19 protein-coding genes are annotated in these 25,265 nt (G+C 41.6%); 1 reads left to right on the top strand and 18 read right to left on the bottom strand.

Translation table 11 applies throughout. The features are described 5' to 3' along the window. Positions 1 to 21: 21 nt before the first annotated feature. The 15 genes from M4974_RS03035 to pepV all read right to left on the bottom strand — a co-directional run bounded on the left by M4974_RS03035 (position 22) and on the right by pepV (position 20,122). Positions 22 to 1,557, bottom strand: coding sequence for a DEAD/DEAH box helicase (locus M4974_RS03035; RefSeq protein ID WP_305883169.1), 1,536 nt, complete (start codon positions 1,555 to 1,557; stop codon positions 22 to 24). Between the two features lie 40 nt (positions 1,558 to 1,597). After that, positions 1,598 to 2,776 (bottom strand): serine hydrolase domain-containing protein, encoded by a 1,179-nt coding sequence (locus M4974_RS03030; protein ID WP_248706030.1) that lies wholly within the window; start codon positions 2,774 to 2,776, stop codon positions 1,598 to 1,600. A 14-nt stretch (positions 2,777 to 2,790) separates the two neighbouring features. Beyond that, positions 2,791 to 4,128: a UDP-N-acetylmuramoyl-tripeptide--D-alanyl-D-alanine ligase gene (locus M4974_RS03025; protein WP_248706029.1), complete on the bottom strand. Its 1,338-nt coding sequence runs from the start codon at positions 4,126 to 4,128 to the stop codon at positions 2,791 to 2,793. Then, positions 4,125 to 5,504 (bottom strand): 23S rRNA (uracil(1939)-C(5))-methyltransferase RlmD, encoded by a 1,380-nt coding sequence (gene rlmD / locus M4974_RS03020; RefSeq protein WP_248706028.1) that lies wholly within the window; start codon positions 5,502 to 5,504, stop codon positions 4,125 to 4,127. The genes M4974_RS03025 and rlmD overlap by 4 nt, the downstream gene beginning before the upstream one ends. Positions 5,505 to 5,566: 62 nt before the next feature. Then, complete coding sequence (locus M4974_RS03015; protein ID WP_089938429.1) at positions 5,567 to 5,824, bottom strand: type B 50S ribosomal protein L31; 258 nt, start codon at positions 5,822 to 5,824, stop codon at positions 5,567 to 5,569. A gap of 91 nt (positions 5,825 to 5,915) precedes the next feature. Then, positions 5,916 to 7,202, bottom strand: coding sequence for a UDP-N-acetylglucosamine 1-carboxyvinyltransferase (locus M4974_RS03010; RefSeq protein ID WP_248706027.1), 1,287 nt, complete (start codon positions 7,200 to 7,202; stop codon positions 5,916 to 5,918). A gap of 75 nt (positions 7,203 to 7,277) precedes the next feature. Continuing rightward, on the bottom strand, positions 7,278 to 9,731 hold the full coding sequence (gene pheT, locus M4974_RS03005; RefSeq protein ID WP_248706026.1) for a phenylalanine--tRNA ligase subunit beta: 2,454 nt from the start codon (positions 9,729 to 9,731) through the stop codon (positions 7,278 to 7,280). A gap of 2 nt (positions 9,732 to 9,733) precedes the next feature. After that, entirely contained in the window at positions 9,734 to 10,783 is a 1,050-nt protein-coding gene (gene pheS / locus M4974_RS03000) for a phenylalanine--tRNA ligase subunit alpha (RefSeq protein ID WP_248715741.1), read from the bottom strand. 279 nt (positions 10,784 to 11,062) lie between these two features. Further along, positions 11,063 to 12,001, bottom strand: a complete 939-nt coding sequence (locus M4974_RS02995; RefSeq protein WP_248706024.1) for a phosphoglycerate dehydrogenase — start codon at positions 11,999 to 12,001, stop codon at positions 11,063 to 11,065. A gap of 9 nt (positions 12,002 to 12,010) precedes the next feature. Then, on the bottom strand, positions 12,011 to 13,798 hold the full coding sequence (gene pepF / locus M4974_RS02990; RefSeq protein WP_248706023.1) for an oligoendopeptidase F: 1,788 nt from the start codon (positions 13,796 to 13,798) through the stop codon (positions 12,011 to 12,013). A 68-nt stretch (positions 13,799 to 13,866) separates the two neighbouring features. After that, a complete protein-coding gene (locus M4974_RS02985; protein ID WP_248715740.1) occupies positions 13,867 to 14,865 on the bottom strand; it encodes a competence protein CoiA in 999 nt (332 codons plus the stop codon). Between the two features lie 51 nt (positions 14,866 to 14,916). Next, on the bottom strand, positions 14,917 to 16,368 hold the full coding sequence (locus M4974_RS02980) for an ABC transporter substrate-binding protein/permease (RefSeq protein ID WP_371831392.1): 1,452 nt from the start codon (positions 16,366 to 16,368) through the stop codon (positions 14,917 to 14,919). A 51-nt stretch (positions 16,369 to 16,419) separates the two neighbouring features. Next, positions 16,420 to 17,169 carry an amino acid ABC transporter ATP-binding protein gene (locus tag M4974_RS02975; RefSeq protein ID WP_248706021.1) on the bottom strand — a complete coding sequence of 250 codons (750 nt, stop codon included), beginning with the start codon at positions 17,167 to 17,169 and terminating at the stop codon, positions 16,420 to 16,422. Next, positions 17,166 to 18,611, bottom strand: a complete 1,446-nt coding sequence (locus M4974_RS02970; protein ID WP_248706020.1) for an ABC transporter substrate-binding protein/permease — start codon at positions 18,609 to 18,611, stop codon at positions 17,166 to 17,168. The genes M4974_RS02975 and M4974_RS02970 overlap by 4 nt, the downstream gene beginning before the upstream one ends. A 62-nt stretch (positions 18,612 to 18,673) precedes the next feature. Further along, on the bottom strand, positions 18,674 to 20,122 hold the full coding sequence (gene pepV, locus M4974_RS02965) for a dipeptidase PepV (RefSeq protein WP_248715739.1): 1,449 nt from the start codon (positions 20,120 to 20,122) through the stop codon (positions 18,674 to 18,676). A gap of 140 nt (positions 20,123 to 20,262) precedes the next feature. On the opposite strand from pepV, the gene M4974_RS02960 reads away from it, so the two are divergent. After that, positions 20,263 to 21,252, top strand: a complete 990-nt coding sequence (locus M4974_RS02960; protein WP_248706018.1) for a sugar transferase — start codon at positions 20,263 to 20,265, stop codon at positions 21,250 to 21,252. A 31-nt stretch (positions 21,253 to 21,283) separates the two neighbouring features. Here M4974_RS02960 and M4974_RS02955 read toward each other — a convergent pair whose 3' ends face one another. From M4974_RS02955 to M4974_RS02945, 3 genes are all read right to left on the bottom strand, one after another. Then, on the bottom strand, positions 21,284 to 21,727 hold the full coding sequence (locus M4974_RS02955) for a chemotaxis protein (RefSeq protein WP_248706017.1): 444 nt from the start codon (positions 21,725 to 21,727) through the stop codon (positions 21,284 to 21,286). 6 nt (positions 21,728 to 21,733) lie between these two features. After that, on the bottom strand, positions 21,734 to 24,394 hold the full coding sequence (locus M4974_RS02950) for a calcium-translocating P-type ATPase, PMCA-type (RefSeq protein WP_248715738.1): 2,661 nt from the start codon (positions 24,392 to 24,394) through the stop codon (positions 21,734 to 21,736). A gap of 231 nt (positions 24,395 to 24,625) precedes the next feature. After that, positions 24,626 to 25,198, bottom strand: coding sequence for an SAP domain-containing protein (locus M4974_RS02945; protein WP_248706015.1), 573 nt, complete (start codon positions 25,196 to 25,198; stop codon positions 24,626 to 24,628). Positions 25,199 to 25,265 lie beyond the last annotated feature (67 nt).

Here is a 25,265-nt window from a genome sequence, read left to right as displayed (position 1 = left end):
GACGGTTTTAAGAAACATTAATTAACCCTTTTCACGGACAGTAAAGCCATGAGAAGAACTCTTAGAGCGGTAGCCACCATTGCGGTTACCGCCACGGTCATTACGGTCGCGACGATCACTATGGTGTGATGAACCACCACGGCCGCCACGATAACCACCGCCATTCCCACGACGACGCTTATCACCATAGCTGCGACCGCCACCACGACGGTTAGAAGATGAACCACCACGACGACGAGGTAATGGACGCTCCCGCGAAATTTCAACCGGAGCATTTTGCTTGTCCAAACCAGCCAAATCAGCCAACAAAGCGGCTGCTAATTGTTCAGCTGAATATTCTTCCAACAATTGCTTGGTTTGGTGCTGGATATCTTCCGTATTAACACTATGAATCAACTTACCAACTTCACCAACGGCGGTATTGATACGACCAATCCGTGCTTCCTGTAAAGTAGCTGGGCGCAAAGGCTCCATGCGCTTTTTAGTTAATTCTTCAATTGCCCGAAGGTAATCCATTTCATTTGGAGCTACCAAAGTTACAGAAGTTCCTTCTGCTCCGGCACGACCCGTACGGCCGATACGGTGGACATAGCTTTCAGGATCTTGGGGAATATCGAAGTTATAGACATGCGTCACATCTTTAACATCTAATCCACGCGCAGCCACATCAGTTGCTACCAAAAGATTGATTTCGTGGTTTTTGAATTGATCCAAAACTCGTGAACGCATTTGCTGTGTTAAATCACCGTGCAAACCAGCAGCATGATAACCACGCGCTTCCAAACCACGTGCTAATTCTTCAACACGACGCTTAGTACGACCAAAGACAATTCCTAGCTTAGGTGCTTGTACATCAAAAATACGAGTCAATGTATCAAACTTTTCTTGTGGACGAGTTCGAACAAAGTATTGTTCAACCAAATCAGTAGTCAACTGCTTAGCCTTAATTTGAACGTGTTCTGGATTAGTCATAAACTGCACACCAATCCGCTTAATCGCAGCTGGCATGGTAGCAGAGAATAACAAAGTTTGGCGTTGAGCGGGTACTTCGGCAATAATCGCCTCAATATCATCCAAAAATCCCATGTTAAGCATTTCATCGGCTTCATCCAACACCAAAGTCTTAACATCACCCAACTTAACAGTGTGACGCTTAATGTGGTCTAGTAAACGGCCGGGAGTTCCCACCAAAATTTGAGGATGGGACTTTAGCTGTTGAATTTGACGGCGAATGTCAGAACCACCAAAAACAACTTGAACATTAACATGCTTATCGTGGCCTAATTTTTTTAATTCTTCGGCCGTCTGAATGGCTAATTCACGAGTTGGTGAAATAATAGCCGCCTGGATATTGGGATTATCTAAATCAATATTTTCCAAAATTGGCAAACCAAAGGCTGCTGTCTTTCCCGTTCCAGTCTGTGCTTGTCCGATAACATCACGACCTGCTAAAGTAAGCGGAATCGTCTTTTCTTGGATGGGCGTTGCTTCCACATAACCATGAGTAGCAATTGCATCTAAAATATCTTGGGACAAACCTAATTCACTAAATTTCAAAATTTTCTCCTTAAATGTGTACAAAGTGGTGTACACGCCATCACCTCGTTGATGAGGCACTTATTACTTCTTGATAAAGATGATGGGACAATTCCTCAAAGGAGTGGCCCTTGTAGTATTGATTGCTCAATAATATGACAGCGTTTTGCCCATCATTACTAATCACTACCGAAGGTTCATAGCCATTAAAAATACCATGAGCAGTCCGACAGTCATTTGGTTGCTGATACATGCCACTAGCATAAGTAGCCGGTGGTATGGTTTGCAACATTTGCTGAGGATACTTTACCAGCTTTTGATCGAAAACTAGGCGATAAAACCGGTACAACATACCCGTTGACATAGCGACATTGCCCGTACCGGTTTCCCGCTGCTTTTCAACTAGGCTCACCGAAACCGGTGAATCCAAATTTTCTTGGTAACCCAAGGACATTTTGGTATTGCGATTAAAATCTTGATAATCAACAATATCTAAATGGTATTGATCATTAAAAACCTGATTGAATAGCGTAGAAAACTGACTGTTCGTTAACTGCATAAGAATCCCAGCCAATAGACGATAATTGACGGGCTGATATGACCAAGCCGCCCCATCCCCAGGACTAGCCACCTGATCAGCATGTCGTGCCGAATAGGCAACATTATCTGCTTGCGATTCAAATGATTGTGGCTGTTTTTCTTGTCGCAAACCACTGGTCATCGTCAATAATTGACGAATGGTAATCTTGGAGGCATTGACGACCCTTGGATAAAAGCGACTGAGCTTGGTCTCATATGTCAACTTACCAGCTTCAATTTGTTGGACAATTAAGGCCGCCGTCATGGCTTTTTCTAACGAGGCAATGTGATAAAGCGATTGAGCCGTATTGGGCCGATTTTTTTGATAATCAGCTTGGCCATAACCAGTTTGTAAAACAATCTGACCATGACGCACAATTAAGGCGGTTCCAATGTAATTAGCTTGTCTAAGCTGATCATCTAAATAATGACTTAACTGACTAACCGGTTGCACAGTCTGTGAAAGACTTTGAGCATAGTCGGCATTATGATTGACCGCTACTTTCATCTGAGTACTTAGTGCACCAGAATTGACAAACCAAGGACTAAAAACCATGAACAAAACGGCCAAAGCCATCAATACACTGGCTTTAATCCAAGAACCACCAAACCATTTGGACGGCAATTCAGCAGGGTATAAATCAACACGTTGCATTGACATTGCTCAACCCCTTATTATGAACTGGCATTCATCAAAGCTGCAACCACTCGCTCTAAATGAATACCATGACTCCCCTTTAACAAAACTGCATCTTGGGCGCCTAACTGCTGTTGTAAGTCAACTAACAGCGGCTCAATGTTGTCTGTTAAATAGCAGTGAACCTTTTTTGCACCTAATTGCTGAACTAAAACTGGCGCCAAATACTCAGTCATCAAATCACCAACCAAGTAGATGTCCGTTAAGTCTGCCGCCAATATGGCAGGGGCCAACTGAGCATGAAAGTCACCGGCTTGCTCCCCCAACTCCAACATATCACCTAAAACAGCATAGTGGTGATTAGCAGGGAGATTTCCTAAGGCTTCTAAAGCAAGCTTAGTAGCCGTTGGATTAGCATTGTAAACATCACTTAGTACCATCACCCCAGTTGGGTTAGTAAGGTACTCTAAACGATTACTTGTCACCTGCAGATTAGCCAGCGCATTTTTGATTTTCGTGATCGAAATTCGAAAGAGCTGACCTATTTTTATTGCGGCCAGGGCATTCACAACATTATACAGACCTAAGAGCGGAATTGCAAATGACTCTCCTTGATAAACAAAATCTGTCGTCTGTTGTCGACTTACAATATTGGATACTCCACTACCAAAAGTTAGCACTGGCACAGCTACTTTAGCTTGGGTTAACAGCGGTTCATCATCTGGGATCAATAAAGGTCCGTTAGGTTTCAGGCCATGGATAATTTCTAATTTAGCTTGGGCAATCTTATCGCGCGTTTTGAAAAATTCAATATGAGCCTCACCAATCATGGTAATTACCGCAATATCAGGCTCAACTAAATCAGATAACTGGGTTAATTGCCCCGGCCGATCCATTCCTAGTTCAATCACTAAGACTTCCGTGTCAACTGGCATAGCCAAAAGAGTCATTGGTACCCCAATTTCATTATTAAAATTTTCGGGCGTTTTAAAAGTCTTATACTGACTGGCTAAAATAGCAGCCGTCATATCTTTAGTAGTTGTTTTACCATTTGAACCAGTAATCGCTACTACTTTGGGCTGGACATGTTGTAGCCAACCGCGCCCTAATTGCTGTAATCCTGCTAGCGTATCAGCTACAATCACCGCCGGAATATGTTCCGCCAATGGATGTTGCTGGTCAGCTAAGACCGCAACTGCACCAGCCGCTAAGGCTTGATTAATATAGCGATGTCCATCATTTTCCGCTACCAAAGCTACAAATAAATCACCTGGTTTAACCTGCCGAGAATCAAAGGTCACACCAGTCACGGTCAGATTTTCTCCCTGACAATAGCCACCAACAAATTTGGTAATTTCTGATAGGGTTAATTTCATGGTACTAACCTTTCTAAAACAGTAATGGTTTCCACATGGGAAGTTTGTGGAAATTGATCAACCGGAATGACCGGTCGCACAATTTGATAGCCTAATTTTGCTAATTGAGCACAATCTCGCCCAGCTGTAACCGGACTACAACTGATATAAACAAGACGCTGAGGCTGCATTTGAACTGTGGCTTCAATTAATTTATGCGTTAAGCCCCGACGTGGTGGATCAACGATTACTACATCTGGTTTAATACCCTGAGCTGCCCAATCAACAAATTGATCCGGTGCATCCGCTAAAATATAGTCGGCATTGTTAATTTGGTTGATAGTCACGTTTTTCTTGGCATCAGCCACTGCTCCGGCAACAACTTCCACGCCAATCACCTGACGAACTTGGTCGGCGACACTAATGCCAATTGTGCCAATCCCAGAATAGGCATCTACCACTAAATCACTCGGTTGTAACTGAGCGGCTTGAGCAGCAAGTTGGTACAATTTTTCAGTCATCGATGGATTCACTTGGTAAAAAGAATTTGGCCCAATTAGGAACCGATAACCCAATAAAGAATCATAAATGGCCCCTGCCCCCCATAAAACTTGATTATGCGGACTTAACAAGACGTAATCAGCTTTAGGACTAACATTCAAAATCAAACTCTTTAATTCTGGTAAGGCAGCTACAATCGCCTTTACCACCTCATCTAATTGAGGAATTACAGCTTCATTACTAACCAAAACAACCATTAATTCATGACTATAATAGCCCCGACGAACCATTACATAACGAAGGGCTCCTTCCTGTCGGTCCGGATCAAAGGCTGAAACTTGTAAATCAGCTAAAATTTGACGAACTGTTTCAATTGCTTGATCGATTTTAGAATCATTAACATAGTAATCGGTCATTGAAACTAAATGATGACTGCCACGTTGATAAAAACCAGTTAGTAGCTCACCATCTTGCCATTTTAGGGGCACAATCGTTTTATTACGATAGTAGGTGGGCTGATCCATCCCGACCGGTGGTTCAACATCAACCGTTAAACCAGCCTGTTGAAAAGCTAGGCGAACTTGTTCTTTTTTCCACTGGAGTTGGGCAGAATATTGCCAATTAACCAACGGTGCTGTACCAGCTTCAATCAAATACTGACGATCTTGATTTTCACGTTCCGGCGATGACGTTAACCACCGTTGAATACGACCATAGGCCGACTTTTTATCAACTTGGATAATTTCAACTTCCACCAGTTCACCCGGAATAGCATCAGCTACATAAATGGGATAATCAGCCTGTGCCCAGATAATGCCCATTCCGTTAAATCGTAACGAGTCAACTTCTCCCTGGAACTTTTGATTGAGTTGTACCGGTAAAACTGTTTTAGCCATACTACTCCTCCTCAAACGAAAAGCGCCCACAAAAAGTGAGCGCTCTAAAGTCGAAAACTAAATTAGTTATTCTTGAAACCAAAATTAGCAAACTTCTTGTTGAACTTGTCGACAGCACCATCGGCCTGAGTAAACTTCTGCTTACCAGTGTAGAATGGGTGTGAGTCTGAAGTAATATCCATACGAACTGCTGGATACTCTTGGCCTTCAAATTCAACTGTAGTTTCTGAAGTCAACGTTGAAGCTGACAAGAACTTCTTACCAGTAGCAGCATCAATAAATACTACTTGGTGGTAATCGGGATGGATATCTTTTTTCATGTGAGTTCTCCTTAACGCCCTGAATGATTAAAAACAGAGTCAGTAATTAACTAGTACATAATAACACATCTGATAATCTAGATGCAATTGATTAAGGCATTAAATTAATTAAATCAATTCCTTCAATGGCAATATCAACCCCTAAATCAGTGAGCTTTTCTTGAATCCGATCATAGCCACGTAAAATATGATCAGCATTGTTAATCACAGTGGTGCCATCCGCCATGATACCGGCAATAATTAAGGCAGCCCCAGCTCGAATTTCAGCCGCTTCAACGGTAGTTCCAACCAGTCGAGCCGAATGATTAATCTTAATTTCACCGGGCTTCAAAGAGCTAATGTCACCGCCCATTCGGCGTAATTCAGCAATATGGCGAACTCGCTTAGGGTAAATCGTATCATAGATGGTACTCTCACCATCAGCTAAGAGTAAAAGCGGTGTTACCGGTTGTTGCAAATCAGTGGCAAAACCAGGATAAGGCATGGTTTTAATTGCTACGGCTTGGAGTTCTTCAGAGGGATAAACATGAATGGCATCTTCACCAATATCCAAATTAACGCCCATTTCAATCAACTTAGAAGTAAAGGACTCTAAGTGTTCAGGAATCACATTTTTAATAGTTACGCCATCCCCAAAAGCCGCCGCCATACTCATATAGGTCCCGGCTTCAATCCGATCTGGAATAACCGTATGGGTGTTTCGAGCGATTAACTGGTCAACCCCCATAATTCGAATTGTATCTGTTCCAACACCACGGATATTAGCTCCCATATTGTTCAAGAAGGTGGCAATATCAATAATCTCTGGTTCTCGGGCTGCATTTTCAATAATAGTTTGACCCTTAGCTTTTACAGCGGCCAAAATAATGTTAATCGTCGCTCCCACCGAAACAGTGTCTAGGGCTACCCGTGCGCCAACTAGGCCGTGATCACTGGCATCAATATGAATGATATCATTGCTTTCAGTCACTGTGGCGCCCAGCGCTTCAAAGCCCTTAATGTGTTGATCAATTGGCCGACGACCTAAGTTGTCCCCACCTGGGAAAGTAACTGTTGCGCGCCCAAAACGGCCTAATAAGGCACCCATAAAGTAATAAGAGGCTCTTAATGACTTTATGGCACCACTTGGCAGGTCACTTTCTCGAATTTTGGTGGGATCAATGGCTAATTCACCGTTCTCAAAAACGGATGAAACATTCATCGCTTGTAATATTAATTGTAAATTTTTAACATCTAAAATTTGTGGCACAGTGTCAAACTTGACCGGAGAATCGGCTAAAATCGCCGCTGGAATCAAGGCAACTGTAGAGTTCTTAGCTCCGCCAATTGTCACTTCTCCATGAATGCGACGACCACCATTGATGATTATTTTTGCCATAAGTGAAATTATCCCGCTAACATTGCATTTTAATTAAAATTATATCTTTTTTTAAGAGTTAACTCAAATGTAAAATTAGCGAATTTCAGCTTGGAATTGGTCTTTAAGCTGCTCAATAATTCGTTCTACATCCTGATTAATATCTTCTTCAACAAGGGTTGCGTCCCGGTCTTGATAGGTTAATTGATAAGCCATTGACTTTTTATGGGTTGGTAAAGAGTCCCCTTGATAGAGGTCAAAAATATTTAAGTGAACCAAGTGTGGTCCGGCAGTAACTTTGATGGCGTGTTCAATTTGTTGATTACTAATGTTTTCATCAACTAAAATTGCTAAATCACGACTAATTTGTGGATAACGTGACACAGGGATATAACTTATCTCCTGCTCGCGTTGCGTTAGTACCGCTTCTAAATCTAATTCAAAACCAAAAACTGGATTTAATTTTTTAGCCTGAGTAATTTGCGGATGAATTTGTCCGACAAAGCCCAAATAAACATCCTTAACATAGATATCAGCCGTTTGACCTGGATGCATGGCAACATGACGATCAGTAGCTTGGAAAGTAACATCCGTTAAGCCAATCTCTTGACAATACTTTGTCACAATGCCCTTGATATCGTAGAAATCAACCGGCTTTACATTTTTAGCTGCCTGCCAACTGGAATGCTGCAAGTTACCAGTCAAAACACCCGCTAAATGTTCTTTTTCAGTTGGCTGTTGATTAACTTGGTGGTTAATAAAAATTCGACCTTGTTCATAGAGAGCAACATTTTCAACTGAACGGGCACTGTTATAAGAAATATCATCAAGCAAACCGGCTAGTAAATTTTGTCGAGCGACCCGCCGGTCTGAACTCATCGGATAATCCAAAGCCACCAATGATTCTTCACTTTCGTTGGCAAACAAGCGGGCCTTTTCCGGCGTAGTTAATGCATAAGAAATAGCTTGATTTAAGCCCATGGATTCCATCAAACGGCGACTAGCCCGAATACCACGTTGACGAATTGTCAACTTACCAGGCGTTGTCGGACCCTCAATTGTCGCGGTTGGTAAGTTATCATAACCGTACAAGCGAGCAACTTCTTCAATTAAGTCGGCAGGAATGCTAAGGTCTGGACGGCGCCCCGGCACATTGACCGTAAATTCTTCACCGTCTAATTGATACAGCAAGCCCAATCGATCAAAAATATCAGCAACCATTGCTGAGGATAAATCAGTTCCTAAAATTTGATTGATTCGAGCAACTGTAATGGTCACTACCGGATTGGCTTGAAGGACTTGACTACCAATTAATCGACCTTGGGCAACTTGTGCAGCGGCTAAATCAGCAACCATGCTAGCAGCATGGTCTAACACAGTAAAGGTATTATCGGCATCAACGCCGCGTTCAAAACGACCAGACGCTTCACTGTGAATCGTGTGTCGACGAGCTGCTGCTCTGATGTGACTAGCATCAAAAATAGCTCCTTCTAAGACTAAATTATGCGTATTTTGATCGATTTCAGCTAACTGACCACCCATTACCCCTGCCAGTACCAAAGGCTGACCAGCACTAGCAATCACAATATCAGCTTGTGGCCGCAATTGGCACTCTTGACCATCTAAAAGGGTTAGTTTTTCATCATTTTGGGCCAAACGAACGTCTAATTGCTTAGCCGGCAATTTATCTAAATCATAGGCGTGTAATGGTTGGCCGTATAAAATCATCATATAATTGGTAATATCAACAATATTATTAATTGGGCGAATACCAGCATTCCACAGGCGCCGTTGCAACCATAGTGGTGATTCCTGAACTTGGACATTATTGATAATCCGCAAACCATATTTAGGGGCTAACTGTTCATCAACATTGACTGTCAGTTGGTTGGCCGCACTTTGTGATTCCTCTTTCAATTCAAAAGTTGGTAAGGTTACTTTTTGTTTTAAAATTGCCCCAAACTCATAAGCAGCACCAATCATTGACAGCATATCTGACCGATTAGGCGTTAAATCCGTATCGATAACCGGATCTAACATTCCCAATACTTCTAGGGCATTGTCACCAGGCTTTACCCCAGACTGCTCATCAAAGACATATATGCCTTCTTCCAAGCTATTGGGAGCAATCTTACTGTCAAAACCAATTTCTTGAAGGGCAGCTAACATGCCAAACGATTCTTCACCACGGAGTTTAACAGTTTTAATTTCAACTAATTCACCGCTTTGGCGATCAATAATGTGGGCACCCACCTGGGCCAAGATAACTAATTGATTCACTGCAACGTTAGGCGCACCGGTAACAATTTGAATCGGTTCTGCTTGGCCAATTGATACCTGGGTAATTACCATATGGTCTGAATCAGGATGGGGTTCAACTGATAGCACCTTAGCAACCACCAACCCATCTTGTTTCCCAGCTAAAGTACCAACTGAATCAACTTCCACACTGGTTCTCTCTAATGTTTCAGCTAAGTTTTGAACAGGTTGAGCGGCTAAATCAATTTTTTGATCAAGATATTCATTAAGCCAACGTAAATTTGTTTTCATCCTTATTCTCCCTTGCGATTAAATTGTTCTAAGAAACGAACATCATTCAAATAAAACTGACGAATATTTTCCACACCATATTTCAACATGGCAAAACGATCTGGTCCCAGTCCAAAGGCAAAAGCCGAATACTTTTCAGGGTCAACGCCGTCCATCTTTAAGACGTTCGGATGAGTCATCCCTGCTCCCAAAACCTCAATCCACTTAATATCTTCTGGCTTAGTACTTGGGGTCACTGGATTCCAAGAAACATCAACCTCAACGGATGGTTCAGTAAATGGGAAATAAGACGGACGTAGGCGGATTTGATGTTTTTCACCAAAGAGCTCTTGCATGATAGCTAGCAAAGTTCCCCTTAAATCAGCCATAGTAATGTTTTCTCCGACAACCATTCCTTCCACTTGATGGAATTGATGGGAATGGGTCGCATCATCAGTATCTCGCCGGTAAACCTTACCTGGGGCAATCATTTTCAACGGTCCCTTAGAGAAATCATGCTTTTCTAGAGACCGAGACTGAACTGGTGAAGTTTGGGTTCGCATTAAAATTTCAGGCGTAATATAAAAGGTATCTTGCATATCACGAGCAGGATGATCCTTTGGTAAATTTTCCCGCTCAAAGTTATATTCATCGGTTTCAACTTCCGGTGAATCAATCGGATCATCAATCACTTGAAAACCCATCCCCAAGAAATGTTCCTCAATTTCATCAATAATCTGTTGTAAAACGTGTGGTTGTCCTTGAATTGGCTGACTTCCTGGGAGAGTCACGTCAATTTTTTCAGCAGCCAAGCGAACATTCATCTTTTCTTGCTCAACTTCAGCTTTACGCTGGGCTAACAAATCAGTAATGGCCGTACGAACTTCGTTACCGACTTGACCGACAATTTTACGGTCACTGGGATCAAGATCCTTCATCCCTTTTAACAGGGAGGTTAAGTCCCCTTTACGACCTAAAAATTCAATCCGTAATTGTTCTAAATCAGCATTTTGCGCTTCAATTGCCGTCAACGCTTTTATTTTTAATTGCTTTAAATCATCAACTAATGTCATCGTTAGCCTTTCTTTTCTTAAAATCAATAAAAAAACCCTGCTACTTAAAAAGTAACAAGGGACGAATATTAACTATACGCGGTACCACCCACATTCTGGCTTAGCCAGCAGCTCTGATAGCTTTATCGCAGCTTAACGTTGGTGGTTAAACCAAACACTCCTGACTGAAATTCATAGCACCTTAATGACGGTCTTCCACTATTCACCGCTCGCTGGCATTTGGTTACTATTACTAAGTCATTCAACGCAAATTAAGTATAACAAATTCAATACTTATCGTCAGCCCTTTTCGCTAACTGGATTCAAAGCTTTTTTACCAGCTAAAACTTGTAATATATTTTGGGCAGCTAAAACACCAACCTCATCCAAAGCTTCCTGAGAAACTGAAGCAACATGCGGAAGGACAAAGGCATTAGGTAAACTTAGCAATTCATTATCAGCTCGAATTGGTTCTTGAGCCACCACATCCAAACCAGCCGAAGCAATCTCACCAGTTTTTAATGCTTGAATCAAAGCCGGTTCGTCCACCACTGATCCACGACCAACATTGACTAAAACAGCCGTTGTCTTCATCTTTCTAAAGGCTGCTTGGTCAATTAAATTATGGGTAGCAGGTGTTCCTGGAAGAGCCGAAACAACGTAATCAGCCTTGGTAAAAATTTCATCTAAATTAGCCATGTGTCCGTTAGCAACGGGATAATCATGACGAGCATACACTAAGACTTTGGCGTTAAAACCAGTTAACATATGGGCAATCTTTTGACCAATATGTCCAAATCCTAAAATCCCAACTGTTTTATCTGATAATTGAATACCGGGATGCCTTTGGGCATAATTTTTAGCCGCCGGATCAGTAATTTGAGCTTGTCGACTGGCAAAAAAGCGCCCAGCCATTAACATCAAAGTAATCGCTGTTTCAGCAACGGCCGTGGCATTGGCTCCAGGAGTATTAGTGACCTCAATTCCCCGGTCTCTAGCAGCTTGAACATCAACGTTGTCATATCCCACGCCAAAACGGGCAATCACCCTTAAATTGGGCAGTTTGTCCATGATTTCAGCCGTAATAGGATGCATCATTAAAATCATGGCTTCAATATCTGGATAGTCAGTAAAATCACGATCCTGATGTTGTGGACTGCTGACCACTTCCAAACCAGCTTTTTGTAAGGTTTGGACGGCTACCTGAGATACGCCATCAAATACTAGTACTTTTGTCATCCGATCCTCCTAGCGTGTTAGCAATGTTTCTAATTCTGTTAAACGGGCCTCAAAGAGTTCAAAGGCCTGGTCTAAGTAGGCACTACTACGCATATCAACCCCAGCAGCTTGAATCACATCCAAAGGATTAGCAGAAGAACCAGCTTTTAGATAAGTTTTGTAAGCACTCGCACCATTTTGGTTTAAGATTTTATCGGACAAAGTGGTTGCGGCTGCTTCTCCGGTTGCGTACTGATAAACATAGAAATTATAGTAAAAATGCGGAATTCTTGCCCATTCATAGGCAATCTGTTCATCTGGGAAAAGATCAGGTCCGTAAAACTTTTGATTTAATTGACCATAATATTCACTCATCACATCGGCAGTTAAGGCCCGCCCAGCAGCATCTTGTTCGTGCAACCACTGTTCAAACTCAGCAAATTGAGTTTGCCGGAAAACCGTCCCCTTAAAGCCATCTAGGTATTGGTTTAACACATAGGCTCTAAATTTTGGTTCGGTATGGGTTTGCAACAAATAATCAGTCAATAAACTTTCATTAGTTGTTGAGGCAATTTCCGCCAAAAAAATTGGATAATCCCCATAGTGATAGGGTTGATTATGACGAGTTAGGTAAGAATGGACCGAATGCCCCATTTCATGTACTAGGGTATAAACATTATCCAAAGTGTCCTGCCAGTTTAGCAAGATATATGGATGAGTATCATAAGACCCGCCTGAGTAAGCTCCACTACGCTTTCCTTTATTTTCAACCACATCAATCCAACGCTGAGCAAATGCCTTTTTCACAATCGCTATATAATCTTCTCCCAAAGGCGCTAAGGCCTTTACAGCAATTTCTTGGGCCTCCTGATAAGTAACTTTATAATCAATTTCCTCAACTAACGGTACATACAAATCATAGGGATGTACATCATTTAACTTTAAAACTTGCTTTCGTAAAGCCACAAAGCGGTGTAGTAACGGTAAATGCTCATTAACACTGTGTGTCAAAGTATCGTACACTTCTTCAGGAATCTGGTTGGGCGTCACTGCGGCTTGACGAGCCGACTGATAATGACGGGTTTTAGCCAAAAAATTATGCGTTTTGACGTTAGCTGACAAGGTTGAAGCAAAGGTGTTTTTTAAACCAATATAAGCGTCATAGAGTTGGTCAAAAGCCTCTTGCCGAACTGAACCTTGCTGCGACTGCAATAGAATTGAGTACAAACCATTGGTCAATTCAACTTCTTGACCATTTTCATCAGTAACCGTCCCAAATTCAATATCAGCATTGTCTAAAGCACCAAAGGTCTGTTGTGAAGCATTAAAAATATCACTGGCACCGGCTAACAAGGCTTCTTGGTCAGCGGGCAAAGTGTGCTTTTTTTGCTGGAGAATAACTGCTAAAAAGTGCTGATAAGGCTTTAAAACTGGATTAGCTAGGTACTGGTCTAACTTTTCATTTGGAATGGCTAAAATTTCGGGTTGAATAAAGGCCGTGGCCTGACTAACTTGGGCATATAAACTCTGTACTCGGGCATTCAAGGCTGCATATTGATCATTAGTTGTATCTTGATCATATTTTTGGTGAGCATAGACAAACACCTTTTCAAACTGACGCTCTAGCTTCAAATCAGCTTGAAGGGCCGTTACCAAGGAAGTCGCACTCGTGCCCACCTGCCCTTGATATTGCTGCAATGCTTCAGCTGCCTGCACGACAGCTTGAAAAGCCAGTTCAAAATTATCATCACTGGCAAAAATGGAAGCTAAATCCCAAGTTAATTCTTCCGGAACTGCTTGTCTTGTAATCTGTGCCATATAAATTTACTGTACAAATATCGTACAGTTCCTCCTTTATCTTTTCCTAATTTTATCACATCCCCAGTCTAATCCCGCCAGACTGGTAAGTGAAAAACTTGAATTTCTCCATCAGCTAAACCAATATGCCCACCTTTTTGTAAGTCAAGCAGCACTTCTTTAACCGATAGAAAAACTTGCTCGGGTGTCAAGATAAAATAAGGTTCCAGGCGTTTGACTAAGGAAGTTATGGTCAGGACTGTTTGATCTTGAAAAGGAGCCAATAACAGCCAAATTACCAGTCGAAAATGCCAATTAGGCACCTTAAGGCCAAAAGTCGTCCCTAATAAAATCCAATCAGGTACTTGATCCAAGCGACGGTGCTGCTGGTATAAGTAATCAATTAGGGCTGAATCAACTCGTTTTTGTAACATTAATTGCTGTAATTTTTGACGTTGATAGTTAGCTTTTAAGTCAGTAATCGGAACTGTAAAACTCAAATTTTCCAGTCTACTGACCTTTTTTTCACAGTATTTTAAACGTTGAAAATCAGCTTTTAGCCAGTTCGATTGACAGCGTAAATAATTATCCGAGGGTAAATAAAAATATAAAACGCCCGCCTGGATAAAACGTTGAATTGTTTGAGGTCGTAAGTTTTTATGATAATATTTTGGTCCTAAAATCCAATACACACTGATGCCCTGAGACCGATAACCCTGATTACGTTCGGCCAAGCGCTTGGCTGATATCGGGCTACACTGATATTCAATGGCAATCATCCCGCTTTGAGGATGCTGCCATAGTAAATCCGGTCGCTGATCAATTGCTGCTAAGACCGGTTCTAATTGAATAGTCCCCTGGCCCTTTAATAATTGATATAAAGCTAATTTACCAGTTAAATGAGTACTAGATTCTCCCTCACTAAAGGTGTGTTGGCAGACTGATAAATCACGATGGGCAAAATGAGCCACTTTATGCTCACCTCGTTTTAAAATTAGTGGCTGTCGACAGGCTGGACAAAAATAAGATGCCATTGTAGTTTGAACCTGATGCGCACTAATATAACGATTATATTCATCAATTGCCATCAACATAAATAAAAAAACCTCCACTTCATTTTACGAAATGGCGGTTAATTTTTAACGAACTTTCTTTTCGACCCAATTGCTTAACCAGGTCAACAAAGTAATAACAATTAGGTAAATGGCCGCAACAATCGCCCAAACTCTAAATCCTTGTGAATTACGAGCAACAATCAGGGTTCCAGTTTGTGTTAATTCCAAAATACCGATTGCCGAAAGAATTGATGTGTCCTTCAAGGTAATGATGAATTGGTTAATAAAACTTGGCACCATAATCTTAAGCCCTTGGGGCACAATCACTTTACGCATAGCCGACCCATAAGGTAATCCCAAACTACGAGCAGCTTCCATTTGACCCTTATCGACAGCTTCAAACCCACCTCGAACAAAAGCACCGGTATAGGCTCCCTCGTTTAAAATCAAGGTAATCAAACCAGCGGTAAAGGCTGGAATCTTAACACCAATTACACCTGGTAATCCAATGTAAATAAAGAAGGCTAAGACCATCAATGGCAATCCACGGAAAGTATAAATAATTGTTGTTGCTAAACCGCGGAAAAACTTATTTTGGCTGATACCCATAATTCCTAGAATCAGACCCCATAGGGAAGCAAAGATAATGCCAAATACAGTTAAGACAACGGTCTCCCACAAGCCCTTAGCAAAAGCACTCTTATTTGAAGTCAGAATACCCCAAACCGAATTGTTATCTTTTTTATCACCAGCAAAAGTCGATTGCTTGGCATTTAAATACTTAGCAATAATTTTATCGTAAGTGCCGTCCTGCTTCATTTCAGCAAAGGCCTGGTTGAAATCAGCTAATAGTTGCGCATTCTCACCCTTTTTGACAAAGAATCCACAGCCCCCAGCATTTCCCAAGTCATTGGCATTCATTACCTTTAATTTCATACCATTCTTAATGGCATAAGAAATAACTGGCATATCTTCAAAGGTTGCTGCTGAGTTCCCATTAACGACATCGTTATACATGGTATCGGTATCATTAAAATACTTAATCTTAAAACCGTACTTATCTTGTAAAGACTTACCATAAGTCGCAGCAGCAGTCCCAGTTTTTAAGGCAACGGTTTTACCCTTTAAATCCTCAAGACTTTTAACCTTACTGCCATCTTTGACCACCCAGGCAACCCCAGATTGATAATAAGGAACAGATACGTCATAAACCTGTTTACGCTCATCAGTAATCATCATTCCGGCGATAATTCCGTCAGCTTGACCGTTAGCAACCATTTGAGCAGCAGCATTAAAACTCATTGGCTTAAGCGTATAGGTAAAGTGCTTTCGCTTAGCAACTTCTTTTAAAATATCCATGTCGATACCGACATATTGGTTGTTCTTATCTTGGAAATCAAACGGCGCGTAAGTAGCATCAGTTGAAATAATATAATTTGGCTCATCGGCCGCGGCCGTCGGCTGACTAGCAAATTGCCACAGACCAAACATCATAGCTACTGCTGCCAGTAACGAAATGATTCCTTTTTTTTGCATTTCTTTCCCCTCACAAAAAGGTGGCAAATTGCCACCCTTCCCCTTTGTTCATTATGCCTGCATTACTTTACTTAAGAACTCTTGTAGACGAGCATTCTTAGGGGCATTGAAAATTTGTTCTGGTTCACCAGACTCTTGAATCTTACCCGATTCAAAGAAAACAACTCGATCGGCAACTTGCTTAGCAAAGCCCATTTCATGGGTCACAATAATCATTGTCATTCCTGACCTAGCTAAATCTTTCATAACATCCAAAACATCGCCAACCATTTCAGGATCAAGAGCCGAAGTTGGTTCATCAAAAAGCATAATATCCGGATCCATAGCTAAGGCACGAGCAATGGCCACTCGCTGCTTTTGTCCACCAGACAAAGAGCCAACAGACATGTCGGCCTTATCAGCTAAACCAACAGTTTCTAGCAATTCACGAGCACGCTTTTCGGCTTCTTCCTTGCCCATCTTACCTAATTGAACAGGTGCCAACATTACATTTTGAATAACCGTGTAGTTATTAAACAAATTAAAGTTTTGGAAAACCATTCCGATATTTTCACGAACCTTATTAATATCCGTTTTTTTATCCAAAATATCATAACCATCAACTAAAATTGTGCCACTGTCAGGCATTTCTAGTTGATTAAGCATCCGCAAGAAAGTTGACTTTCCTGAACCAGAAGGGCCAATCATAACAACCACTTCGTTAGGATGAACATCTAATGAAATGTCACGCAATACGTGGTTACTACCATATGACTTATTGACGTCTTCAACATGCACTTTTACTTGTTTCTGTTCACTCATGCCTTTGTCCTTTTTTCTACCCAATTACTTAACCATGTTAGTAACGTTATTACTACCAAGTATATCACAGCAATAATTGCCCAGACCTTGAAGCCCTGTGAATTTCGAGAAACAATCAGGGTTCCAGTTTGCGTTAATTCCAAGATACCGATTGCCGAAAGAATCGAAGTATCCTTCAAGGTTATAATAAACTGATTAATGAAGCTTGGCACCATAATCTTGATACCCTGTGGCATGATTACCTTACGCATAGCAACCCCATAGGATAGTCCCAAACTACGAGCGGCTTCCATCTGTCCCCGCTCAACCGCTTCAAAGCCACCCCGAACAAAGGCTCCAGTATAAGCTCCTTCGTTTAAAATCAAGGTGATAACCCCTGCTACAAAGGCCGGAATCTTAAAGCCAATCGCAGTTGGCAAACCAATATAAATGAAGAAGGCCAAAACCATCATTGGCAACCCACGGAAGATATAAATAATCGTTGTGGCGGTTCCACGCACAAACTTATTTTGGCTAATTCCCATAATACCAAGGATAATTCCCCAAATTGATGCTAGGAAAATCCCCATAACCGTTAGTAAGATGGTCTCAAACAAGCCATCAAGAAAGGCCTTTTTATTTGAAGTTAAGATACCCCAAACTGTAGTACTATTAGCTTTATTTCCCGTAAAAGTGCTAGCCGAAGCATCTAGGTACTTATTGACAATTTTGTCGTATGTACCATCTTTTTTAATTTCAGCAAAGCCTTTATCGAAGGAAGCTAATAACTTGGCGTTGCCACCCTTTTTAACTGCAAAGCCGTACTCACCGGCCTCAAAGGGATCCTTAGGGTTCATGACCTTTAATTGGGTACCGTTTTTAATACTGTATTGCAAAACCGGTAAATCACCAAAAGTAGCCACCGAATTACCATTGATAACATCGCGGTAGAGGGTTTCAGAATCGTTGAAGTAAGTCACTTTAAAGCCGTACTTCTTTTGAACTGATAGGGCGTAGTTAGCCCCCGATGTTCCAGTTTTAATCGCCACCGTCTTACCACGCAAATCATCCAAGGACTTAACCTTAGAATCCTTACTTACCGCCCAAGCAATTCCAGACTTATAGTAGGGAGTACTAAAATCAAACACTTGACGACGCTCATCAGTGATTGACATCCCGGCAATGACCCCATCGGCTTGGTCAGAAGTTACTGACTGTGTCGCCGCATTAAAGCTCATTGGCTTAAGCGTGTAAGTGAACCCCTCGCGCTTAGCGATTTCTTTTAGGATATCTTGGTCAATACCAACATATTGATTATTTTTATCCTGGAAATCAAAAGGCGGATAAGTTGCATCAGTTGTGATGACGTAGTTTGGCGTTGTATCAGCTGAAGCTGTCAAACCCTGGCTAACCATTACCAAACCAGCCATAAATGTTGTTAGTAATAATAATATTCTCTTCATAATATCCTAATTCTATCAAAAAAAAATGATTGGTCCCATAGCAATGTGAACTTTACTTACATTTAATCTAAATGATCAGATAAACGAGCTAAACTTTCAGCAAAAATTGCTTGCGCGCGGCTGATATTATCAATGACCACATACTCATCCGCTTGGTGGCTGGTCATCTCTACATCAGGGAATTGACCCCCAAAGGCAACACTGCGGTTAAACAAACGAGCATACGAACCACCGTTAGAAATATTGTAACTAGGTTTTGTATTAGTTTGATTCGCATAAACCTGTTCTAAAGTAGTGACAATTTCATCATCTAAATCAACCAAATGGGGATGACTAATAAAATTATGGTGGAGATACACCCTAGCCTGTAAGCCACGGAGATGTCGTTGAACCTGAGTCATCATGGCAACCTTAGTGATACCTTCAGGATAACGGAAATTAATATGAACTTCACTGGGCTTTTTATCAGTGAAGTGCATTTGTCCAACATTCATCACCAAATCACCCATAATATCATTATGGAAACGTAAACCTAACTTGTCAGCAAAAGGACTTTGGTGGTTTTGTTGGCCGATAAATTGCAAGAAGGCTTGGGCCTGTCCTTCAAATGGATATTGACTCAAAAAATTAGCTAAATAGGTTCCCGCATTTTGACCCAATTGTGGATAGGCACCATGCGCTGCAACCCCGTTTAACAACAAGTGTAGGGTCTGATCATCATCACTAGTTGTGGCTTCCCCACTTAAATCAGGCTGATTGGCTAAATAATCTTCATAAGCGCGTAACACGATTTGGGTTTGATCTTGTGGTAAGTGAATCAGCGCCTCAGCTCGACCTGGGACGACATTGTCACGATTACCAGCATCAAATTTAGCCAAACCCCATGAACCTTGATTATTACCGGTAAAATCAATCGATAAGGTCAAAAAGCCCATCTCGCCGGGAACTACTGGAAAAGCTCCATCTGGTGAAAAGCTCACAGTTGGCTCAGGATTATCCACTAGATAATTATCCATATCGCGCCAGTTACTCTCTTCGTCACTACCAATAATTAGTTCAATCCGGCGTTTTGGTTGAAACTGATTATCCCGTAACTGCTTAATAGCAAAATAAGCGGCCATTAAATCTGATTTCATATCGTGGGTACCCCGGCCATAAAGGCAACCATGAACAATTTTGGGCTCAAAAGGCTGGGTAACCGTCCAATCGCTTCCACCTGGAACAACATCGGTATGAGCCAAAATCCCTACCGTTTGCGTAGCATCTTGAGGACCAAAAGAAATTACCGTCACCATGTTTTTGGCCGTTCGTCGAACCTTAAAACCATCCTGGCGAGCCATATTTTCTAAATAACTCAAGGCTGCTGCCACACCAGCGCCTAATGGTTGATTCACATTAGCAGTTTGAGCGTCGTATACCGAAGGAATGGCAATCAGTGCTTCCAGTCGTTTTAATAATTCTGCTTGATATTTCTGGGCTTGTTTTAGCCATTGATTAGATTGATTTGCCATAATCTGCTTCCCTTTCGCGTGGTTACTTGTTTTATTCTAGCATTATTCATTTTTTAATAATAAACAAATTAGTATTTTTTCATAAAAATCGTTTCATTACCTTATAAAATTCCCTTTTTATCCCATGCTATAATACTGACATGACCAGATTTATCACGCAAACAATTGAACCCTGGATGCCTTTGGGAGCCTTAAAAGCTAAAGGAGACTATGCTAAGATTGCCCAATCAGCCGGCTGGCAAATATTACCGTTAGCACGGTATAACGATCAACGTTTTGACGACCAAACTCGCCAAGAAAAAATTAATCAGTGGTTACAAGGAACTCAACCAGGCGATACCGTCCTACATCAATTTCCCACCTATATGAGCGCTAGCTTTGAGCAAAATTGGTTGGCCAGTTTAAAGACCCGCCAACTACAGAGCATCCTATTAATTCATGATATCGAACCACTTCGGCTTCATAAAACCGACCCATGGGAATTTGATTTATTAAAGGGCTATGATTTAATTATTGCCCATTCCTCGGCCATGATAACGAGCCTAAAAGAACAAGGGATTACCGGACCTTTTATAGTTCAGCCCCTCTTTGATTATTTAAGCGAATCGCCTGGACTAGCCCAGTATAGCCACACAATTAATTTTGCCGGCACTTTTCAAAAATCCCCCTGGCTACAAGAATATAATGACTACCCGATTGAAGTTTTTGGTCATCAGCCTAAAAAATGGCAGAGCTTGAGTTTACCAGAACCCATTCATCTGCGCGGTAACTATGCTCCAGACCAGTTGCCACGAGAACTTAATAGTGGCTTTGGTCTACTGTGGGATGACGATTTTGATGACCGATATTACCAACGATATACTCGCATTAATGCCCCCCACAAGGCCAGCCTCTACCTTAGCGCTGGCCTACCGCTAATCGCCTGGGAAGAAAGTACGATTGGAAAGATTATTACGGAAAAACAAATTGGCTTTACCATCAGTAGTTTAGAAGAACTCTCACAAGTTCAAAATATTTCAACCCAACAATACGAAAGCTGGCAAACTAATCTAAGCCCTCTCCGGGAAAAAATTAACCGAGGTGGTTTTACCCTAGCAACTCTAGCACAAATTAAAAAGCAACTCGACTGAGTTGCTTTTTAACTTGGTTATATATTAATCATTAACCAGCAGTACCAAAAATCTTACCAACATTGGCCTGAACTTTAGCTAGGTAAGTTTGTTGGTCTTCTTCGGACTGACTAAACTTAACTTCATCAATGGTTTGCTGGTCAACGTCTAAAGCATTAGCCATCATAGCGGTTGCTTCAGCATACTTTTGATAGTTATTAACCAAGGACTTGTTGACTCCTAACCAACGAACCGGCGCCTTTAAGTCGGCTAGCTTGGTGGCATTTTCTTGATAAATCGTCACAACATCGTCAAATTCCGCCTTGATTTCCGCAAAATCAACGGCTGACATCTCCGCTAATTGGTTAGCCTGACGAGCATCATCTAACTTCACAAAGTAGGGGGATACATGATTAGCAGCATCTTGGGTAGTCGACAAAATTTCTTGTAGGGCTTGAATGTAATGTTGAATTTGTTTGGGGTTAAATTTAGGCACGATATTTTATCCTTTATTAAATAGTGAGCGTTGAATCCATTTTACCAGTTCAACAATTAAAATGATACTCATCCCCGCTAGGATGACCACCGCCCACTGATAGGCATCAAGATGAGAAACATGGAAAATTGGATTTAGCGGTTCAATCAAAACTACAGCAGCCATTGCTAAGACCGAGAATAACAAGGACCAATTGAAGAATTTATTTTGAAAGGCATGGCTACCCAAAAGTGAACCATACACGGATTTCACATTAATAGCATTAAACATCTGCATCAAGCCCAGAGTCATAAAGGCCATCGTTAATGCATCCGCATGAATCAATTGACTACCACTATGATCTGGAAAGACCAAGGCAAATCCGTAGACGCCCAAGACAATTGCAGCCTGTAAGAGTCCCTGCCAAATAATAGCTGGTCCAACCCCACCGGACAAGAAGCTAGCTTGGCGTCCTCGGGGTTTACGCTGCATAATGCCTGGTTGGGCTGGTTCAACTCCTAAAGCAATCGCTGGTAACGTATCAGTGACTAAGTTAATCCACAAAATCATAACTGGTGCTAAGATATGCCACCCTAAGAGGGTCATCACAAAGATGGCAACCACTTCGGCTAAGTTGGAAGCCAGCAAATACTGCAAAGCTTTTTGAATATTAGAAAAGACTTTACGTCCTTCTTCAACGGCATTGACGATGGTAGCAAAATTATCATCGGCCAAGACCATATCGGCCGCACCCTTAGAAACTTCCGTACCAGTAATTCCCATGGCAATCCCAATATCAGCCGTTTTTAGGGCGGGGGCATCATTAACCCCATCCCCAGTCATGGCCACGACCTTACCTCGCTTTTGCCAAGCTTTAACAATTTTAACCTTGTGTTCTGGTGCTACTCGAGCATAAACATTATATTTAGTAACTTGATCATCAAATTCCTGTTCGGACATTGCATCTAAATCAGACCCAGAAATAACAGCTTGATCAAGGTCTTTATCGTCCAAAATACCTAAACGAATAGCAATCGCAGCCGCTGTGTCACGATGATCACCAGTAATCATAATTGGCCGAATACCAGCTATTTTGGCGGCTTGAACAGCTTGAGCCACCTCGGGTCGTTCAGGATCAATCATTCCAACAAAACCAATGAAAACTAAGTCATGTTCAACAGCGTCTGAAGTCATCTGCTGAGGTTCTTCTGGTAAAATTTGATAAGCAAAAGCCAGTACTCGTAGGGCCTGACGAGCCATGTCAGAGTTAAGCGCTAATAATTTTTCATGCATGGCTTCATCTAATGGCACAATATTACCATTAATTTCGATGCGATTTGCTCGAGCCAACAGCTCATCCGGTGCTCCCTTAGTTGTTACCAAGTATCCTTCCGGTGCTGGATGAACAGTCGACATTAATTTCCGTTCAGAATCAAAAGGAATTTCATTAAGACGGGGCATTTCTGCAAATAAGCGATCTAAATCACGTTGATGATTTTCGTTAAAAGTAATTAATGCCGTTTCGGTTGGATCCCCAATTAGACCATCATCGGTCCGCTTTGTATCATTATTAAGAGCCATAATATCGGCTAGTCGTTGAGCCGATCCACTCAACGTCGCCGTATTGGCAGCATCTTCAATTTTCCCATCAATGACAATCTTTTCCACTGTCATTTTGTTTTGAGTTAAAGTTCCTGTTTTATCCGAACCAATAATATCAGTCGAGCCCAGGGTTTCAACTGCCGGTAATTTACGAACCAAGGCATGACGGGCAGCCATCCGAGTTGTTCCCAAGGCTAAGGTGATCGTGACAATGGCTGGCAATCCTTCTGGAATAGCTGCTACTGCCAAAGAAATCGATGTTAACAGCATATCTACCAAGGATTCTTGTCCCCGAAGCGTGCCAACCACAAAGGTCAAGGCAGCAATAGCTAAAATTAAGTAGGTCAAAACTCGGCCCAGTTGCTTCAAGTTTTCTTGTAAGGGGGTTTTGGTTTCATCGGTGGCCTCTAAGGCGCCAGCTATATGACCAACTTCAGTACCCATACCAGTTGCAATCACAACACCCAAACCGCGTCCATAGGTCACGTTGGTATTCATAAAGGCTAAGTTCGTTCGATCCCCTAACGGTAAATCGACTTGGTCTAATTGAATATCCACTTTGTCAACCGGCACTGATTCACCAGTTAAGGCTGATTCTTCAATCTGTAGGGAAGCTGATTCCAGTAAACGCAAATCAGCTGGCACCACATCCCCGGCTTCTAGCCGAACAATATCGCCTAAGACTAGGTCAGTTGAAGAAATTTCGCCATCCCAACCGTCACGAATCACATTAGCTTTGGGCGTCGACATTTCTTTTAAAGCGTTAATCGCCCCTTCGGCCTTCGCTTCTTGAAAGACACCAAAGATAGCGTTAATCACGACAATTGCCAAGATGAAAATTGCATCCGTCAATTCACCCGTAAAAGCGGCTATCAAAGCGGCTATCAACAAAATAATAATCATCAGATCTTTAAATTGATCAATAAACTTTTGCCATAAAGTCGTTGATTTAGCAGCATTGAGTTGGTTAGGCCCGTTGGTATCTAAACGTTGCTGGGCCACTTGGGCCGACAAACCAGTCTGTTGACCACTATCCAGCTTCTCTAAAATCTCAGTCGCACTTTGATTATAAAATGGTTTTTCCATTCAGTTCTTCTCCTTTATTTTTACCGGTGAGTCCTGCACAAAAGCAAAAAGACCCATACCGGCGCCAAAAAACACCCATATGAGTCTCACTGTTTAATGCCAAACCGGCGCTGAGCGCGATATAAAACATTGCTGTTTTGCTTTGACGATTTGGCCACGAATATTTCGTCAGTTACTCCCTCAGAAATTTACTATATTTGTATTCTATCAGATAGTTCGCTAATAAGACAATTATTTTTGTTGAGCTTGATACTGACGCCATAAATCACTAGTATAAGAATTTTCTTGCGGACGATTTTTCACAAAATGCCACAGCTGCGCCGCCATGTGCAGATTCTTTTCAGCTGGCAGGCTATCATCAGCAAAAAAGTCATGAACGAAATTATTCCATTGATAGCTGGCCTCATCTTCATCATCTAAGCTACCAAAACGCTTGCCTTCATAAATATCCATTAAATCAGAAACATGGATACTTGAGTCTTGATTCTTTTGGGCTAAACGACATAAGGTGGCCATTTGTTTTGTGAAATGAAAATTAGCCACCTGATAATAGTTGGCAAAATAGTCGCGTGCCACTTGATTAAAGGAAAAGCCCGAATTAATCAGCGGCATTTCTGGTGAAATTTGATCGAGTGTTAGTCTTATTTTATGATTGCGGGCAGGTTGGTCACCTCCCCGTTTACCACCAGATTGAATACAGGCTAAAAGCTGTGCTTTAGTCCCACTGGTAGACCAGCCATGTTGGCGACAAATGTCCTGTAAATCTTTTTTATAATAATATTGATTTTCCTTTAGAAGTTCCATCCAACACCCTCCAACTAACCATTATTAATTTTATTCTATACCTATCCAAAAAATAATTTGACAATTT

This window comes from Convivina praedatoris (assembly GCF_933208495.1).
Taxonomy (GTDB): Bacteria; Bacillota; Bacilli; order Lactobacillales; family Lactobacillaceae; genus Convivina; species Convivina praedatoris.
Note: the sequence above shows the minus strand (reverse complement) of the source record. Positions and strands in the feature narration are given on the sequence as shown.